The 15,547-nt window shown below is 40.3% G+C and carries 16 protein-coding genes and 1 pseudogene; 15 read left to right on the top strand and 2 right to left on the bottom strand.

Annotated elements, in window-relative coordinates; genetic code table 11:
• Positions 1 to 2: 2 nt before the first annotated feature.
• From AAH944_RS11225 to AAH944_RS11195, 7 genes are all read left to right on the top strand, one after another.
• On the top strand, positions 3 to 1,382 hold the full coding sequence (locus AAH944_RS11225; RefSeq protein WP_415534967.1) for a reductive dehalogenase: 1,380 nt from the start codon (positions 3 to 5) through the stop codon (positions 1,380 to 1,382).
• 426 nt (positions 1,383 to 1,808) lie between these two features.
• The gene (locus AAH944_RS11220) at positions 1,809 to 2,522 is read left to right on the top strand and encodes a Crp/Fnr family transcriptional regulator (protein ID WP_415534966.1); all 714 of its coding nucleotides are present in this window, start codon (positions 1,809 to 1,811) and stop codon (positions 2,520 to 2,522) included.
• A gap of 139 nt (positions 2,523 to 2,661) precedes the next feature.
• On the top strand, positions 2,662 to 2,967 hold the full coding sequence (locus AAH944_RS11215) for a hypothetical protein (protein WP_020492123.1): 306 nt from the start codon (positions 2,662 to 2,664) through the stop codon (positions 2,965 to 2,967).
• An 18-nt stretch (positions 2,968 to 2,985) separates the two neighbouring features.
• Entirely contained in the window at positions 2,986 to 4,350 is a 1,365-nt protein-coding gene (locus tag AAH944_RS11210) for a reductive dehalogenase (protein WP_415534965.1), read from the top strand.
• 880 nt (positions 4,351 to 5,230) lie between these two features.
• Positions 5,231 to 6,010, top strand: a complete 780-nt coding sequence (locus tag AAH944_RS11205; RefSeq protein ID WP_415534964.1) for a Crp/Fnr family transcriptional regulator — start codon at positions 5,231 to 5,233, stop codon at positions 6,008 to 6,010.
• A gap of 103 nt (positions 6,011 to 6,113) precedes the next feature.
• Positions 6,114 to 6,422, top strand: coding sequence for a dehalogenase (locus AAH944_RS11200; RefSeq protein WP_415534963.1), 309 nt, complete (start codon positions 6,114 to 6,116; stop codon positions 6,420 to 6,422).
• Positions 6,423 to 6,459: 37 nt separating this feature from the next.
• Positions 6,460 to 7,836, top strand: a complete 1,377-nt coding sequence (locus AAH944_RS11195; RefSeq protein ID WP_415534962.1) for a reductive dehalogenase — start codon at positions 6,460 to 6,462, stop codon at positions 7,834 to 7,836.
• Positions 7,837 to 8,262: 426 nt separating this feature from the next.
• Here the strand turns inward: AAH944_RS11195 and AAH944_RS11190 are convergent, their stop codons facing one another.
• Positions 8,263 to 8,508 carry a helix-turn-helix domain-containing protein gene (locus AAH944_RS11190; RefSeq protein ID WP_415537861.1) on the bottom strand — a complete coding sequence of 82 codons (246 nt, stop codon included), beginning with the start codon at positions 8,506 to 8,508 and terminating at the stop codon, positions 8,263 to 8,265.
• A gap of 117 nt (positions 8,509 to 8,625) precedes the next feature.
• Here AAH944_RS11190 and AAH944_RS11185 point away from each other — a divergent pair, with 117 nt between their 5' ends.
• The 5 genes and pseudogenes from AAH944_RS11185 to AAH944_RS11165 all read left to right on the top strand — a co-directional run bounded on the left by AAH944_RS11185 (position 8,626) and on the right by AAH944_RS11165 (position 11,327).
• Positions 8,626 to 9,237, top strand: a complete 612-nt coding sequence (locus tag AAH944_RS11185; RefSeq protein WP_415534961.1) for a nuclear transport factor 2 family protein — start codon at positions 8,626 to 8,628, stop codon at positions 9,235 to 9,237.
• Between the two features lie 49 nt (positions 9,238 to 9,286).
• A pseudogene (locus tag AAH944_RS11180) lies at positions 9,287 to 9,924 on the top strand (B12-binding domain-containing protein).
• A gap of 70 nt (positions 9,925 to 9,994) precedes the next feature.
• Positions 9,995 to 10,753 (top strand): hypothetical protein, encoded by a 759-nt coding sequence (locus AAH944_RS11175; protein WP_415534960.1) that lies wholly within the window; start codon positions 9,995 to 9,997, stop codon positions 10,751 to 10,753.
• Entirely contained in the window at positions 10,746 to 11,159 is a 414-nt protein-coding gene (locus tag AAH944_RS11170) for a uroporphyrinogen decarboxylase family protein (RefSeq protein ID WP_415534959.1), read from the top strand. Before AAH944_RS11175 ends, AAH944_RS11170 begins: the two co-directional genes overlap by 8 nt.
• 33 nt (positions 11,160 to 11,192) lie before the next feature.
• Positions 11,193 to 11,327 carry a hypothetical protein gene (locus tag AAH944_RS11165; RefSeq protein WP_415534958.1) on the top strand — a complete coding sequence of 45 codons (135 nt, stop codon included), beginning with the start codon at positions 11,193 to 11,195 and terminating at the stop codon, positions 11,325 to 11,327.
• 234 nt (positions 11,328 to 11,561) lie between these two features.
• On the opposite strand, the gene AAH944_RS11160 is transcribed toward AAH944_RS11165, so the two are convergent.
• A complete protein-coding gene (locus AAH944_RS11160; RefSeq protein WP_415534957.1) occupies positions 11,562 to 12,431 on the bottom strand; it encodes a methyl-accepting chemotaxis protein in 870 nt (289 codons plus the stop codon).
• A 384-nt stretch (positions 12,432 to 12,815) separates the two neighbouring features.
• Between AAH944_RS11160 and AAH944_RS11155 the strand changes: the two genes are divergently transcribed.
• The 3 genes from AAH944_RS11155 to AAH944_RS11145 all read left to right on the top strand — a co-directional run bounded on the left by AAH944_RS11155 (position 12,816) and on the right by AAH944_RS11145 (position 15,430).
• Positions 12,816 to 13,502 carry a Crp/Fnr family transcriptional regulator gene (locus AAH944_RS11155; protein ID WP_415534956.1) on the top strand — a complete coding sequence of 229 codons (687 nt, stop codon included), beginning with the start codon at positions 12,816 to 12,818 and terminating at the stop codon, positions 13,500 to 13,502.
• A 226-nt stretch (positions 13,503 to 13,728) separates the two neighbouring features.
• A complete protein-coding gene (locus AAH944_RS11150; RefSeq protein ID WP_415534955.1) occupies positions 13,729 to 14,034 on the top strand; it encodes a dehalogenase in 306 nt (101 codons plus the stop codon).
• 13 nt (positions 14,035 to 14,047) lie between these two features.
• On the top strand, positions 14,048 to 15,430 hold the full coding sequence (locus AAH944_RS11145; RefSeq protein WP_415534954.1) for a reductive dehalogenase: 1,383 nt from the start codon (positions 14,048 to 14,050) through the stop codon (positions 15,428 to 15,430).
• Positions 15,431 to 15,547: the final 117 nt, after the last annotated feature.

Below are 15,547 nucleotides of genomic sequence, written 5' to 3'. Positions count from 1 at the left end.
TCATGTCAAAAAATCTTGCTGATGATAGAAACCAACAGCAGGGCCTTCAGATGAACCGTCGCAAGTTTCTGAAGGCCGGTGCAGCAGCGGCGGTTACCATGGGACTTATGGGCACGGTTGGCACGATGCCTGCTGTTGCTGCTGAGGCGGCTGTAGGTTCAAGCGTTACAGTAAATGGTGCGAGATCTAAGCTAAAGCCCACCGGACAATATGGCTCTGCTTCGGTCAAATTTGCTACATTTAATAATGAATGGCTTGGCACGACAAAGCTCGTTGGCGAGGTCAAAAATATCAGCGAAGCAGAGACAGGGTTTTCACGGGCCGGTCGTGGCTTATACGGAAAAGAGTCTCAAATTGGCAGGGGGTACTTTATTAGAAAAGATCCTGCCGGGGCAGCCGAACACGATACTTTAATGATCTTGGCAACAGAACCGGCAGTCCAAGGTAAAGTGTCCCCAGTCAAACTGAATATTCCTGATCCGGAGCAAATGTCCCAGAACATCAAGGACTTTGCGTACTTCCTGCGGGCCGACGAGGTAGGAATCGGTAAAATGCCGGATTTTGCCTGGTATTCTCATAAGGTCACGGATCAGCATGCTTTGGCAGTGAACGATCTTGAGAAAGCACTTACTCCTGTGACAGACAGATTACCGTACGTTATTACGGTCATGGTCGACCAAAACTTAGAGACAATGTTGGCCTCTACCGGGTATGATCAGATCAGCGGCGCCCAATCCTTTTTAGGATACCATACTACCGGTGTTATTGCTGTCGTCTTAGCCAATTATATTCGTAATCTTGGCTATAATGCCAGGGCACATCATGCCAGAAACTACAAGGCCGTTATGACACCGTGTCTTATTTCAGCCGGACTAGGTGAATTATCCAGAACAGGAGACTGCTCCATCCATCCGCGTTTAGGATTCCGCCACAAAGTAGCTGCGGTTACAACGGATTTGCCGTTGGCCCCGGACCAACCGATTGATTTTGGTCTGCAGGACTTTTGTAGGGTATGTAAAAAATGTGCGGACAATTGTCCCTCGGGTGCCATCACCCAGGATACAGAGCCGGTTGAGTATAACGGCTATTTGCGTTGGAACAGTAACATGGAAATATGTGCGAAATTCCGGACGACAAATAAAGAAGGCTCTTCCTGCGGCCGGTGCATGAAGGTATGCCCGTGGAATACAAAAGAGGAGTCTTGGTTCCATGCTGCCGGAGTATGGATCGGCAGCCATGGGCAAGCCTCATCCAAACTGCTTAAAGGCATGGATGATATGTTTGGCTATGGTACCGAACAAATTGATAAGTACAAGTGGTGGCTGGAGTGGCCGGAATTGTGGGCTACGCCTGAAAAGATGCCAGGCCTTGTAAAATACTAATCGCCGTATTTTAACCATCCAATAATCACCTAATAATATTCAATAAATAATTAACCGCGATATACCAAATCAAATTAAGGAGTGACGCTAACTACATATTTTAGTAGTTAGCATCACTCCTTTTTTCTTTGAATCAAAATATAACTAACCAATCAATGATCCTAATAAGCAATCTTAACAAACCTTCGTACATAAAGTTGTCGTGAATTAAATCATACAAAGAAATTTTATTATATAATATTTGTGCTATCTTTTCACTCTTAAAGACAATGAACTTATCAATTTAATATTTTAGCACAGACGATTCAAAATAATCTTAATGTATGTAAACAAATTAAAGATTTTTAGAGAATGGAGGGATGAAATATGGGGAAAATTGAATATTAATCTCTGGTAAAGAAAGTTGATAAGGGGGAAAAGAAGGGGATGGAAAACTTCGGAAAGTGTGGAGCAATTGTACCCGATACCTTTTATCCTGTTCCAAAATTACAGGACTATGTCCACTTGGGAACAGTAAAATCTTTTGCCAAGGGCAGTACCGTGGTTTTTCCGGGAGAAGAGCCACATGCAATCATTTATGTATTAAGCGGTAAGATAAGAGTTGACTTGGTTTTTGATGATGACCGGGAAAGATTAATGTATTTTGCCGGCATGCATACTTTTGTAGGGAGGTTATTTGAAACATATCATAATCTTCATATTATTGCGATGGAAGATAGCAAGGTCTGCTTATTAAATGAAGAGCAGCTTGCAAGAATTTTCCGTGAGGACCAACAAATTATTTTCGATGTGATAAGAAACTATCTTTCTAAAACATCTTATTACATGAGGCAAGTCGCCGAGATGGATTATTTTAATCCGGCAGTTCGAGTCATACGGCTGCTGTATGAACTTTGTAATTCGAAAGGTACAGCAGAGGCTAATTATTGTGAAGTAAATAATGACTTATCTTTAACGAGTATTTCAGAAATTACCGGGGCCCACTATGTAACCGTCTCCAAAGCATTAGGTTACTTAAAAAGACATCATATTTTGGAAAAAAAGAGGGAGAAAATATTTGTTTATGATATGGAAAAACTTAAAATGTTGACACATGAAACGCATATTTTTACCGGTCATGAAAGTAATCCTGTTTCATGATAACGATGATGATAAATTTAAAAAAATATCTTAAAAAGGATATAGATTTAATCCACGACATAAATTGAGCGATACTGATTTAATACAATGTACCTGTAACGATTTAATTTCCACTTGGAAAAGGGGAGGTGAAAAAGCTATGGGTACATTTTTAGTCTTTTTAGCGGGTCTGTTATTTCTTGCCGGTATTCTTTTTATTAAGCCTCGCGCCCAAAAGGAGCTGAGGTGGAAAACGATCCTTAACTGGAGCCTGTATGTTGTATGGTATGGGATAACCTGGATCGGGATTTCCTTTATTTTCATCAATGCCTCAGTCGGGCATGTCAAAGCAACAAGCACGGCAATATTCCTGTTCCTGGGGATATCGGTAGTGCTTGCAGTTGTCCTGGCCCGTTTACTCGGTTTCATTGGTGCTAAGAAAAAGGAAACTACATTACAAGCTTAACAGGGGGGTGATAAAAAAATGGAGAATAACGGTCAGAAAAAAGAGTTGCAAATCAACCGCAGAAATTTTCTAAAAGCAGGGGCTGCTGCAGCAGTAACGATGGGAATTATGGGCACAATAGGTACGAAAACTGCTGTTGCTGCTGAGGCTGCTGTTGGATCAAGCGCTGCCAGAAATGGAGCACAATCTAAATTAAAACCCAGTGGACAATATGGAGCAGCAAAAGTCAAATTAGCTCAATACAATAATGAATGGCTTGGCACCTCGAAGATCGTTGGTGAAATCAAAAATATAAGTGAAGCGGAAGCAGGATTTTCACAGGCTGGCCGCGGCTTATACGGCCCTGAAGCCCAACGAGGCAGGATGTATTTTGTTAGAAAGGCTCCAGAAGGAGCTGCTGAGAATGATACTTTAGTGATTTTGGCCACAGAGGCTGCAGTGCAAGGCAAAGTATCTCCTGTTAAACTGAGCATTCCTGATCCGGAACAAATGTCTCAAAACATCAAAGACTTTGCCTATTACCTGCGGGCCGATGAAGTTGGAATTGGCCGTATGCCGGAGTATGCTTGGTATTCGGATAAGATTACAAATCCAAAAGCGTTGGCAATGAATGATGTTGCCAATGCAGTTACGCCGGTAACGGACAGACTTCCTTACGTCATCGTCGTTGCGATTGACCAACATCTGGAGACGATGCTAGCGTCTACAGGGTATGATTCAATCAGTATTGCGCAATCGTTTAGGGGTTACCATGCTACCGGTGTCGTTGCTGTCACACTTGCTAACTACATTCGTAGCCTTGGCTACAATGCCCGGGCTCATCACGCCCGCAATTATAAAGCAGTTATGACTCCTTGCGTCATTGCCGCCGGTCTTGGCGAATTCTCCAGAACGGGCGACTGCGCTATTCATCCACGCTTAGGATTCCGTCATAAAGTTGCCGCTGTTACGACGGATTTGCCGCTGCTTCCCGATCAACCCATTGATTTTGGTCTGCAAGACTTTTGCAAGGTATGCAAAAAGTGTGCGGACAATTGTCCGGCCGGCGCCATTACCCAGGATGCCGATCCTATTGAGTATAACGGTTATCTGCGCTGGAACAGTGACTTTAAAAAATGTACCATATTCCGTACAACGAATGAAGAAGGCGCTTCCTGCGGCCGCTGTATGAAGGTTTGTCCCTGGAACACGAAAGAGGCATCCTGGTTCCATGATGCTGGGGTATGGATCGGTAGTTCTGGAGAAACTTTATCTACGTTGCTCAAGTCCATGGATGATATGTTCGGGTACGGTACTGAGCAAGTTGAAAAGTACAAGTGGTGGCTGGAGTGGCCGGAACTTTGGCCTACCCCTGAAGTACTGCCAGGCCTTCAAAAATACTAATCTATGGCCCTGGCATTCTGACGCATTAATGATGGCCAATAAATAATAAACATTAATAAAGAGCAGATTAACTATGGAGTATTGCTAAACTACTAATTTAAGTAGCTTAGGATACTCCTTTTATTATGGTTACGTTAGTTTTATCAGTTGTCCCATTACTCTGCATTTTAACAGGGATATAGTTTTAAAACTTTAATATATGCAAATAAAATTGAAATTTTTTATAAATATTGGGCAATATTGAGGTGTGTATTGATTTTTAAACCGTAAAAAATGTTATCACGGTTTAAACAATTGATCCTTCTTACTATTGTATAGTAAACACATAAGATTAGTTTGAACATTTTCAATTTTACTCATATATTTGTTGACCTTTGAATTAATATTAAATGCAACACTTCTAGAAACCTTTTATATCAGTGCATGATACTACCGCGTTCAATAAGTTGAAAGATGTTTAAAATGACGTGCGGATGTGGTATTATTTTTTGAGCCATAGATGAAACCTCCGTATGTCATTTGATTAGACACCAAGATTGTACTCGGTTTCATGTTATGGTTTTATTGTTTTATGTGTTGTATTTGATTCTACAATCAATCATAAATTTGTTAACGGATCAGGATATAAATAAATTCAATAGTTGTAATAAAATAATTAAGAAAGGAGAAATGGAAACATGAAGTCAGATCTGAATCAAAGAATACCAGATACGTAATGATAATTAGAGAAATATTTATTATTTTTTATGGAATTGTTATCATTTTAGCTATTAAACAAAACAATTTGTTAATTGCCACAAGAACTTATACATTTATTATGATTCTGACCTCTTTTTGGAAAGTGAAAATATTTAATCAATCCTAAAAATGGGGTGTAAAAATGAATCCTTCAACGACACGCAAGAAAATGCAAGGGAAAAATGGCGGGAGCAGTATTGAAGAAATCAAATTTGAAATGATTATTCCCGATTCTTTGTATCCCGTCGAAAGATTATACGCGTACATTGAATTGGGGACCAGAAAAACTTTTAAAAAAGGCAGTGCCGTCCTTATACCGGGAGAAGAACCCAAGGCTCTCATTTATATTCTATCGGGTAGAATAAGAGTTAATTTGGTAGTTGATGATGGAAGGGAAAGGTTTATTTATACTGCCGGTAAATACAATATGATGGGCAGATTATTTGAAGCTTATAATCAGTATTATATTGTTGCGCTCGAGAAAACAGAGATTTGTTATTTTACAAAACAGCAGTTGGAACTAATTTTTCAAAAAGATCAGGAAGTTTTTTTTGATATTATAAAAAACTATCATGCTAAAATTTCTTATTACATGCGGCAAATGGCTGAAATGGATTTATATAATCCCACGATCAGGGTGGTAAGGTTATTATATAAACTGTGTATGACGAAAGGTGTTGCCGTAGGAGATTCATTTGAAATACAAATCGACCTTTCTCTGAAAAGGATCTCAGAAATCACAGGTGCACATTATGTTACAGTCTCGAAGGTATTGGGCGGGCTGAAAAAAAAGAATATCATCGAAAAGAATAAGAATACAATCATCATTCATGATCTGAAAGGATTAAAACGCCTGACGCAAGAAACGCACATTTTTAGTAATCAAGGCAGAAGCTTGGATAACGATTTGTTCTCTTTGTAAAAAATAATAAAAATGTTAAAGTCGTGATAAAACTTTGAGCTTGAAATTTTAAATATAATGTATCCATAAAGGTTATTTTTACCGGCAAGGAGGTGAGAAAGTTATGGGTACATTTTTAATTTTTCTGGCGGGCATTTTATTTTTAGCCGGCGGACTCTTTTTGAAAACCCGTGCCAAGCATGAACTGAAGTGGAGAACAATTTTAAACTGGACTTTATACGTTGTGTGGTATGCAATAACCTGGATTGGAATTTCTTTTATCTACATCAATGCCTCGGTCGGACATGTTAAGGCAACGAGTACAGCAATCTTCTTGTTTGGAGGAATCTCTGTTGTATTGGCTGTTGTTCTGGCCCGTCTATTAGGTTATATCGGTATCAAAAAGAAGAGCAATCAAACGATGCAGGCTTAATGGTAAAAATTCAGTAAAGAAGGTGTAAAGATTCAAGATGGAAGATAAAAAGATAAACTTTAGTCGACGTGGATTCCTTAAAGCTGGCGTGGCGGCGGCAGCGGCAGGAGTGATGGGTGCAATCAATCCGAATGTCCTGAAAGCTGAAAATGCTTCGTTGGTTTCGTTGGATTATGCATCACCCGCGAGCGGGAACTGGTCCAAACTCGTGCCTAAAATGAATTACGGTGGAGCTTCCGTGCGTTATGCGGAGCATAACGACCAATGGTTGGGCACATCACAGATTGTAGGCGAAGTACAAAATATAAGTGAGTACGATAATGGTTTTACCATGGCGATCCGCGGAGAACTGGGCGAAATACCGCGTTGGAACTATGTGACCCAGGGCAAACGCGATCCAATGGCTTCCGGCTTGGGTTTTGCCATAAGTTTTTTAAGTACAGACAAAGCCGTGGAAGGTCCTGCCCCGCCGAGGGCGGAAAAACTGCCTGTACCTGATCCTGAAATCATGTCCAAGCATATCAAAGACACATGTTATTACTTGCGGGCTGACGAAGTTGGTATCGGCAAAATGCCGGCTTATGCATATTATTCTCATAGAATCTCGCCGACACATGGGGACTATGCTACCGGCAAAATTGATCCCAATCTTCTCATGGAGGAAATACCTGTTACGGAGCGGCTGCCGTATGTTATCTGTGTCGCTGTGGAGCAGCATCTTGAGACGTGGTTGGCCTCCACCGGTTATGACGGCATCGCCAAAAGCCAATCCTACCGTGCCTATCACGCAACAGCCAACATTACCGTTATGCTGGCGCAGTATATTCGTTCGCTTGGTTACCGGGCCCGTGCTCATCACTTTGCCAATTATGCTTCAGTGATGGGACCGATCCTGATTGCGTGCGGTATGGGAGAACTGACACGCACCGGTGACTGCGTTGCTCATCCGCGTATGGGTTTCCGCAATAAGGTTGCGGCTGTTACTACGGATCTCCCGCTTGTCCCGGATAAACCAATCGATTTTGGAATGCTTGATTTTTGCCGGGTTTGTAGGAAATGCTCAGAGAATTGTCCGGGTGAAGCAATTTCGTTTGATGAAGAACCCGTAAAATACAACGGCTACCTGCGCTGGAACAGCGATTTTAGGAAATGTGCGGCTTTCCGTACAGGCAATCAGGAGGGATTCAGTTGCGGACGCTGCGTCAAGGTCTGTCCTTGGAGCTCTAAAGAAGATTCCTGGTTCCATGAGGCCGGTGTCTGGATCGGAAGCAAAGGAAAACAATCAGCATCTCTTCTCAAACAGATCGACGATATGTTTGGATACGGTACTGAAGAAATCACGAAATACAAATGGTGGCTGGAGTGGCCTGAACTATTTCCTATGCCGGCCGGATATCCACCGGTAAAAAAATGATTTGTTTTATTCATCACTGATGGAGAATCAGATCATATGATTTGAATAATTATTATGAAATAATATTCGGTAAAATACGGTGTGCCTTTAGGTACGCCGTATTTTATTAACAACACGAAAAGCGCCTGTACATATTAAGCGTAAAATAAATCCACGAAGTTGCAATCTTCGATAAATTAGGGTAAGGGGTTAAAGAAAAAGAACCCAAGCAGCAATTTTTTTGGTAAACCGCCACGGTTTTCTGAGAACCGGGGCAGCAGTTGCTGCTATGGGTGTTATGGGTACAATTGCAACGCCATCAAAAATGGTGAATTGCAACTATTAAATATTATAATACGATTAATTCAATAAAAGTTTAGCAGGAATTAATTAAATGAAAATATTTATTTAACTTAGAAAATGCACATTTATTTGTGTCATCGCTTTTTATAAATTTACCGGACTTATACTACTAAACTCCAATAACAATATTGAAAGATAAAGTTGGAAGCGTTCATCAGCGTTGTCCAAAGTGACGCCCGTAAGCTGCTTTATTTTATTAATTCTATAAAATAATGTATTGCGATGAACGCACAAAGTTTTAGCGGCATCATTCGGAGAATGTGTATAGTATAAATAATATTTTAGTGTTTCTAGAAAAGGCGTCCCGTTATCCCTTTCTTCTTTTGCCAGCTGAATAACAGCTGGGTGACAAAAATCGGTAATATCGCTTTGAGATCTTATTAATTCAGTAAGAAAATAGAGTGTACAACTTTCATAAAGACATATGTTTATATTAGGCGGTATAGGTTGTTTGAAAGAAGCATGGGTAATAACACGGCAGAAGAGATTATTGATAAATTTAATATTAAAGAATTGGTTGAGTTTGAGCGATACTGCAGGGATCAGAAACTATGGGATGAAATGGAAAAATGTTTTCATCCTGATTCTTCTGTCAATATATCATGGTTCAGTGGAACGGGACATGAATTTATTGAAGCGTCCAAGAAAATGCAGTCCAATGCGAAGCATAAAATTAATGACACCTTGATTTGGTTGAACAAATACAGGGCAGTTGTCGAGATGATGGCAACTATTCATATATTTGGAGAACTCGACGGGTTTCCGGTAGATCTTATGTCATATTCAAGGCTGCATTTTAGAGTGGAAAAAAGAGAAGGTATTTGGCGAATCTCTTCTTTTGACTGTATTTGCGAAAAAGATTTATTAGTCCCTGTTTATCCGAATAATCAAATTGTCATCCAGGAGGAGCAATTAAGAAAATACCGGCCGAGTTATGCCAGCCTTTCTTATATGCTTGCCAAGGAGGGATACGATATCGATATCAATCTTGCGGGAGAGGATAAACCTGAAACAATTAAAAAATTATATGAAACAAGCACAAAATGGCTGGAAATATAGTTAGAAAGGTTGGTCAAAATCAAAAAATATGAAAGGGAGAGATTTTGCGATGAGAGATTACCAGATATTGACCCAGGCGATGGGGATCTTAATGAAGAACAGGTGCTAGGGATCTTAAATGAATTTGTGGCAACCAACCCCAGTAACAATGAAGCCGGAAAGGTCCTAAATGCTTGCCAACAGGGAATGGCGATAGTTGGAGATCTTTTCGAAAAGGGTGAGTATTTTGTTGGCGATCTGATTTTCGCCGGGGAATTGCTTACAGCTGCAATTGAAACGCTTAAGCCCTTTCTGGGTGGAGAAAATACTGAAAAAGTCGGAAGAATTCTCCTCGCTACGGTTCAAGGTGACTTGCACGATATCGGCAAAAATATTTTCAAGAGCATGTCGGAGGCAGCCGGCTTCGAAGTCATTGACCTCGGGATCGACGTATCTGCCAATACTATTGTAGAAAAAGTAAAAGAGACAAAGCCTCAAATAGTAGGTATGAGCGGCGTTTTGACCATTGCTTTGGATTCTATGAAAAGTACCGCAGCAGCTATTAAGGATGCGGGGTTACGGGAGCAAGTGAAGGTGATCATTGGCGGGAATCCTGTTACGGCGGAAGCTTGCAAACAGATTGGTGCAGATGCATTTACCACGAATGCTGCAGAAGGCGTAACAATATGTCAAAAATGGGTAAATTAAGGCTAAAATATTGTTTATTACAAACGGCAGGTGAATTAAAAAAAATAATCATGTGAAGAAAGGTGAGATTATGGACAGCAAACAACTGTTTAACGAAAGGATTCAGATATTTGATGATGCCGTACGCATGAAAAAACGCCCATCCAGAGTACCCTTTGTTACCAATGACTGTCTGTGGCGTTATCATGACTTAGGTATGAAATTGAGTGAGGCTTTGTTAAGTACGCAGGGTGTAGAAGATGCAGTTATTAACTTTCAAAAAAGGTATCAATTTGACTTGCTATTGGACATCGGAGACAGAAACCCATTGCAAATGACAAGAAGTCTGGGTAATTATGAATATCTCATCAATGACGAAAATAACACGATGATGTTAAAAGAACAATGCTTTTTCCTAGAAGAGGATTATGACAAGTTTATTAATAATCCTGTTAAGACCTTGTGGGAAGACATCATGCCGAGAAAGTATTCTTTATTTACGAAGGATATGCCGCTAGAGACTTTGCAGAATACTCTGGGCAAATTTTTGGAATACGCCCAAGCCATGGAGAAAACAACGATAAGGCTTATTGATGAGTGCGGAGTCCCGCCCATCTTAGATGTGCAAAATGGCGCAAGAATATACCCTGCTTTTGAATGTTTATATAATTTCTTAAGGGGTATGAAGGGACTTTCCAGAGACCTTAGGGTTCACCCCGAAAAAGTAAAGGCATTTTGCGATACGTATCATGAGTTTTTTGTCAAAAATGAGATCAATAAAATCAAAAAGGTGGATTCCCCAACGAGTTTTTACAGCATTCGCCATCTTATTAAGCCAGAATATGGTTAACCCCAAACAGTTTGGGACTTATTACTGGCGATACTTTAAAGAAATTGTGGATAAGGTCGTCGAAACCGGCAATACAATGTTTATACTTAGTGAAGGAACAACAAAGCATATAACGGAATACTTGCAGGAACTTCCCAAAGGACATTTTTGTTTCTACGTTGAATCGGATGACATATTCGAAGCCAGAAAGAGATTCCCGAACTTATGCTTATGGGGTGGAATACCTCTGGATTTAATTAGCAAGGGAACAAAGCAGCAATGTATTGATTATGTAAAAAAGGTTATTGATGAAGTTGGGACAGATGGGGGTCTTATTCTCAGCACAAACAAGTTTACAACAGTACCGCAGGATTGCAACAGGGAAAATTTATTAGCTGTCAGTGAATTTGTCAGGAATTACAAATAATAATTATTTTATACAAATAAGGAGGAATAGATAATGGGAGAAAAAATTGATTACACAAAATATCCAGATGGGCATGAGGCCTTAAAGTCCATGTTGGACTTTCTTCCTTCTGAGGAAGCTAAAGCAGGGTTGCTAATCGGTTTCACTGTATTCATGTCTCTCATGTAAATACATCATGGCCTAAGTGACTGCAGCAAATTGCCGCAGGAGGAGAAAATGTTGTTGTGTAGTCCAGACTACTAAGTTTTGTTTGGATTAACGGATAAAATAATATGAAGGTACCTGTTCTGGAGATGAAAATAAAGCAGTAGCTGGGTCTACTGCTTTATTCTCGATGTAGTTAAATCTGTTTGCATTTTTATCTTAGATTTAATAAAGTCAAATTTCGGTATTCGTATTAAGTTAAAGTATCTGGGCTACTTTCATGATATTTTCAGCGGATAATGCCAATTCGGACATGGACGCTGTGATTTGCTCAGAAGCAGCAGCTTGGCTTTCGCCTAATCCGGAGGCCTGAATTACTTGACTAATTAACTTAGTGGATTCGTCTTTAATAGAAGAAACAATTTCTTTTATATCTTTGATTGAAGAAGCACTGTTGGTAGCCATCTTCCTTATTTCTTCCGCGACAACGGCAAATCCGCGTCCTTGTTCGCCTGCCCGGGCAGCTTCAATAGCGGCATTAATGCCTAAGAGGTTGGAGTTGGCTGCTAGATCATTAATAAACTTGAGGATCTCATCGGTTTTTTTGATTTCTTCCAAAACTCTTTCGCCCCTGGATTTTATTCCTTCCAATTCCTGGGCCAGTTTCATGGCAGCGGCAGACAATTCCTCGGTTGTTGCTGTGACCTCTTGTGAAGAGGCGGACAAAGATTGTGCTGTGTCGGTAAGTAAATTCTGGGTTTCCAGATTAAAGGCCAGGCCGATGCCTCCGATTATTTTACCGTTATCATCTTTGACCGGAAAGGAAAAGCCTTTAAAGGAAAAACCAAATACTTCCGCAGGGACTGTCATAACAGTATGCTGACCAGTGCGTACCGCTTCAGCAAGGGCATCACCCGGAGGAAGCGGCATTCCTATGACGTTGAAAGGCATCCTTGTTTTTTCACTTTCGACACTGTTAAGATACTTTTCGGTATCAGAGAGGGCAATCATGTTATCCAGAGGTATCATTTTGTGAAAGTAAGGGAGTGCTCTATTGAGACATTCCAGAATATCAGCTCCATTACCGGCCTCAGGATTATAAGGGTTTTCTTGATTTGCATTTTCCATAATAAATCCTCCCTTTGGAAAAATAAAAATATAAGAAATAATGAACGGAAATAATAAATAACCACTCTTATCGAGTGGTTATCACATAGAAGTCTATCATGTTATAATGGCAGGCCATTTAGCACATGCTAAATAAATCCAGGCCATTTAGTTTCTACTAAAAAAATATATAGAAAAAAAATATAATATTATAACCAAGCTTTGTGAATTGTTTGAACTGCAAAGCAAATCAAAGATGGTCTTCTGCCTTTTCTCACCATCTTCTGTAAGGTAAGGAAGTGATGTAGGGAATAAAAAGTATAAGAAGATAAGTATCTTTTTGTAAACTAAGTATTTTTACCTGTGAGAAAGTTGTCAGTAAAAATTCAAGGGGAGAATGTAAGTATGGAAAAAACAAATAGTTATTACATCTTACCGAATAATTTTTATCCCATCAAAAAGCTGCAAAATTACATTCATATGGGAGTTGTTCGAAATTATTCCAAAGGACAATCCGTTGTTTTGCCTGGAGAATTAATATACAAGATCGTTTATGTGCTTTCAGGAAGATTGAGCATAAACTTTCTAAATGAAGACGGAAGGCAAAAATTAATGTACTATGCTGATCCTCATACCTATGCCGATAGATTATTTCCATTTGACGATTGTTATGTTCATGTTATTGCAGAAGAAAATAGCACAGTCTGTTTTTTCTCTAAAGAAGAACTTTTTGAAATCTTCCAGCAGGACAAAGAAGTGCTTTTTGATTTCATCACAAACTATTCATCAAAATGTGGCTATTTTATGCGGGAAGCCAAGGAGATGGTGCTTTATAATCCATCTGTCCGGGTCTTGCGCTTACTTTACGAGCTTTGTCTTACCCAAGGGAAGTCGGTGGATAATGTCTATCAAATAGACATTAAACTATCTCAAAAGGCTATTTCTGAAATAACAGGTGTACACTTTGTGACTATAAGCAAAATATTCGGATTTCTAAAAAAAGAAAACATTTTGTATAAAACAACAAATAAGATCATGGTTATTGACTTGGAACGGCTTAAAGAATTAGTTAATGAGTGGATGGAACTTTGATACAAATTTCCCATTTGATTCTTTTTATCAATTAGTATAATACAAAATACACATAAAAAAGTTAATGGGTGTTAATTTGAAACCAGTTAAAATAAAAATATAAAATTTTTTGCCTAATAAATAATACTTTTATGTGAGACTAAAACTTTAAATTTAAATTATGCTTAAAATAAATTATGGAGATGTAACTTCTAAAAGAAATTAGGGTAAGGAGGTGAAAAGAATAATGAGTACATTTTTAATCTTTTTGGCAGGGATTCTTTTCTTGGCCGGTGTCCTTTTTATCAAACCGCGTGCGAAGCAGGATAAGACTTGGAAGACCGTGATTATTTGGACCTTATATGTAATTTTCTTTGTTATCGCTTGTATGGGAGTTTCCTTTGTTTACATCAATGCCAGTGTAGGGCATGTCAAAGCATCAAGCACGGCTATCTTCCTGTTTGGGGGGATTTCGCTGATTTTGGCTGTAGTTTTAGCCCGTATCTTAGGATTTATCGGTACAAAGAAAAAGGCCGAGTCATTACAGGCTTAGAGGAGGAAAGTTAATGTCCGAAATTTCAGGAAATAAAGAGAAAGAATCCAAGCAGCAATTTTCGGTAAGCCGCCGCGGTTTTCTGAGAACCGGGGCAGCAGTTGCCGCTATGGGTGTTATGGGTGCAATTGCGGCTCCATCAAAGATGGCGAACGCAACTGTTAATACGTTGGGTTATGAGGCAGCAGGCAAGGGTAAATGGTCAAAATTAAAGCCGAAGATGAGTTACGGAGGAGCCTCGGTCAGTTTTGTGGAGCATAACGACCAGTGGCTTGGGACCAGCAAGCTTCTCGGGCCTGTTCAAAGGACCGATGAACAGGACGGCGGATTCTGCCTGGCCATCAGAGGTATTTTGGGTGAAAAAGCAAGATATGGGTACTTCCAGCAAGCCCCAAGATATCCACTGGGAACCGGGTTCTTAAACCCTCTTGGGGCAATCAGCGGGGATAATATGGTGGATGGACCCCTCAGCCCTGAGAAACTGCCGATTCCGGATCCGGAACAAATGTCTCAGCATATCAAAGACCTTGCTTATTATCTGAGAGCTGACGAAGTAGGGATTGGCAAAATGCCTTCCTATGCTTATTATGCAAGTACAATGGCACCACCGCAAGGAGCGTATGCTTCGGGCGCAGTTCCCCCTGATGCCCCGATCTCAAAAGCTCCTGTGACGGGTAACCTGCCAAATGTTATTGTTGTTGCGGTAGAGCAGCATTTGGAAACCTACTTGGCAACGACCGGATATGATGGAATCTCCGTATCGCAATCGTTCCGTTGCTATCATGCTACAGCCAATATTTCTGTCATTATGGCGCAATACATTCGGAATTTAGGCTATAATGCGAGAGCCCAACATTTTGGCAACTATGAAGCCGTAATGGGTCCGTGCCTGATTGCTGCCGGAATGGGTGAACTTACCCGCACGGGAGACTGTGTTGCTCATCCAAGATTTGGATTCCGCACGAAAGTAGCAGCTGTGACCACCGATTTACCGTTAGCCCCGGATAAGCCGATTGATTTTGGGATGTTGGATTTCTGCAGGGTTTGCAAAAAATGTGCAGATGAATGTCCTTCTAAAGCGATCACCTTCGACGTAGATCCAGTGGAACATAACGGCTATCTGCGTTGGAATACGGATGCAAAAATATGTACAGCTTTCAGGGCCAGTAATGAAGAAGGCGTCAACTGCGGCAGATGTATTAAAGTGTGTCCCTGGAATTCCAAAGAGGATTCCTGGTTCCACGAAGCAGGCATCTGGATTGGCAGCAAAGGGCAAGGTGCTGCAAAATTTCTTAAAGGCATCGATGATATGTTTGGCTACGGAACTGAAATTATTGAAGATTATAAATGGTGGCTTGAGTGGCCTGAGCTCTATAAAATCAAGATGCCAAGCTAAAGGTACAGTCAAAACGCCTAATGTAGTCAAAAACCTAATGTACAATTTCATGCGGCGCACCGTCTAAGTGCGCCGCATTTTTATGTCCTAAATTGTATTTCGATTCAGAAATAATGA

The organism is Dehalobacter sp. CP (assembly GCF_047652685.1).
GTDB lineage: Bacteria > Bacillota > Desulfitobacteriia > Desulfitobacteriales > Syntrophobotulaceae > Dehalobacter.
This window is presented reverse-complemented; position numbering and strand designations above follow the sequence as displayed.

Coding starts and splice junctions, on each gene's coding strand:
- AAH944_RS11225 (WP_415534967.1), top strand. CDS start 3: ATGTCAAAAAATCTTGCTGATGATAGAAACCAACAGCAGGGCCTTCAG.
- AAH944_RS11220 (WP_415534966.1), top strand. CDS start 1,809: ATGGAAAACTTCGGAAAGTGTGGAGCAATTGTACCCGATACCTTTTAT.
- AAH944_RS11215 (WP_020492123.1), top strand. CDS start 2,662: ATGGGTACATTTTTAGTCTTTTTAGCGGGTCTGTTATTTCTTGCCGGT.
- AAH944_RS11210 (WP_415534965.1), top strand. CDS start 2,986: ATGGAGAATAACGGTCAGAAAAAAGAGTTGCAAATCAACCGCAGAAAT.
- AAH944_RS11205 (WP_415534964.1), top strand. CDS start 5,231: ATGAATCCTTCAACGACACGCAAGAAAATGCAAGGGAAAAATGGCGGG.
- AAH944_RS11200 (WP_415534963.1), top strand. CDS start 6,114: ATGGGTACATTTTTAATTTTTCTGGCGGGCATTTTATTTTTAGCCGGC.
- AAH944_RS11195 (WP_415534962.1), top strand. CDS start 6,460: ATGGAAGATAAAAAGATAAACTTTAGTCGACGTGGATTCCTTAAAGCT.
- AAH944_RS11175 (WP_415534960.1), top strand. CDS start 9,995: ATGGACAGCAAACAACTGTTTAACGAAAGGATTCAGATATTTGATGAT.
- AAH944_RS11170 (WP_415534959.1), top strand. CDS start 10,746: ATGGTTAACCCCAAACAGTTTGGGACTTATTACTGGCGATACTTTAAA.
- AAH944_RS11165 (WP_415534958.1), top strand. CDS start 11,193: ATGGGAGAAAAAATTGATTACACAAAATATCCAGATGGGCATGAGGCC.
- AAH944_RS11160 (WP_415534957.1), bottom strand. CDS start 12,431: ATGGAAAATGCAAATCAAGAAAACCCTTATAATCCTGAGGCCGGTAAT.
- AAH944_RS11155 (WP_415534956.1), top strand. CDS start 12,816: ATGGAAAAAACAAATAGTTATTACATCTTACCGAATAATTTTTATCCC.
- AAH944_RS11150 (WP_415534955.1), top strand. CDS start 13,729: ATGAGTACATTTTTAATCTTTTTGGCAGGGATTCTTTTCTTGGCCGGT.
- AAH944_RS11145 (WP_415534954.1), top strand. CDS start 14,048: ATGTCCGAAATTTCAGGAAATAAAGAGAAAGAATCCAAGCAGCAATTT.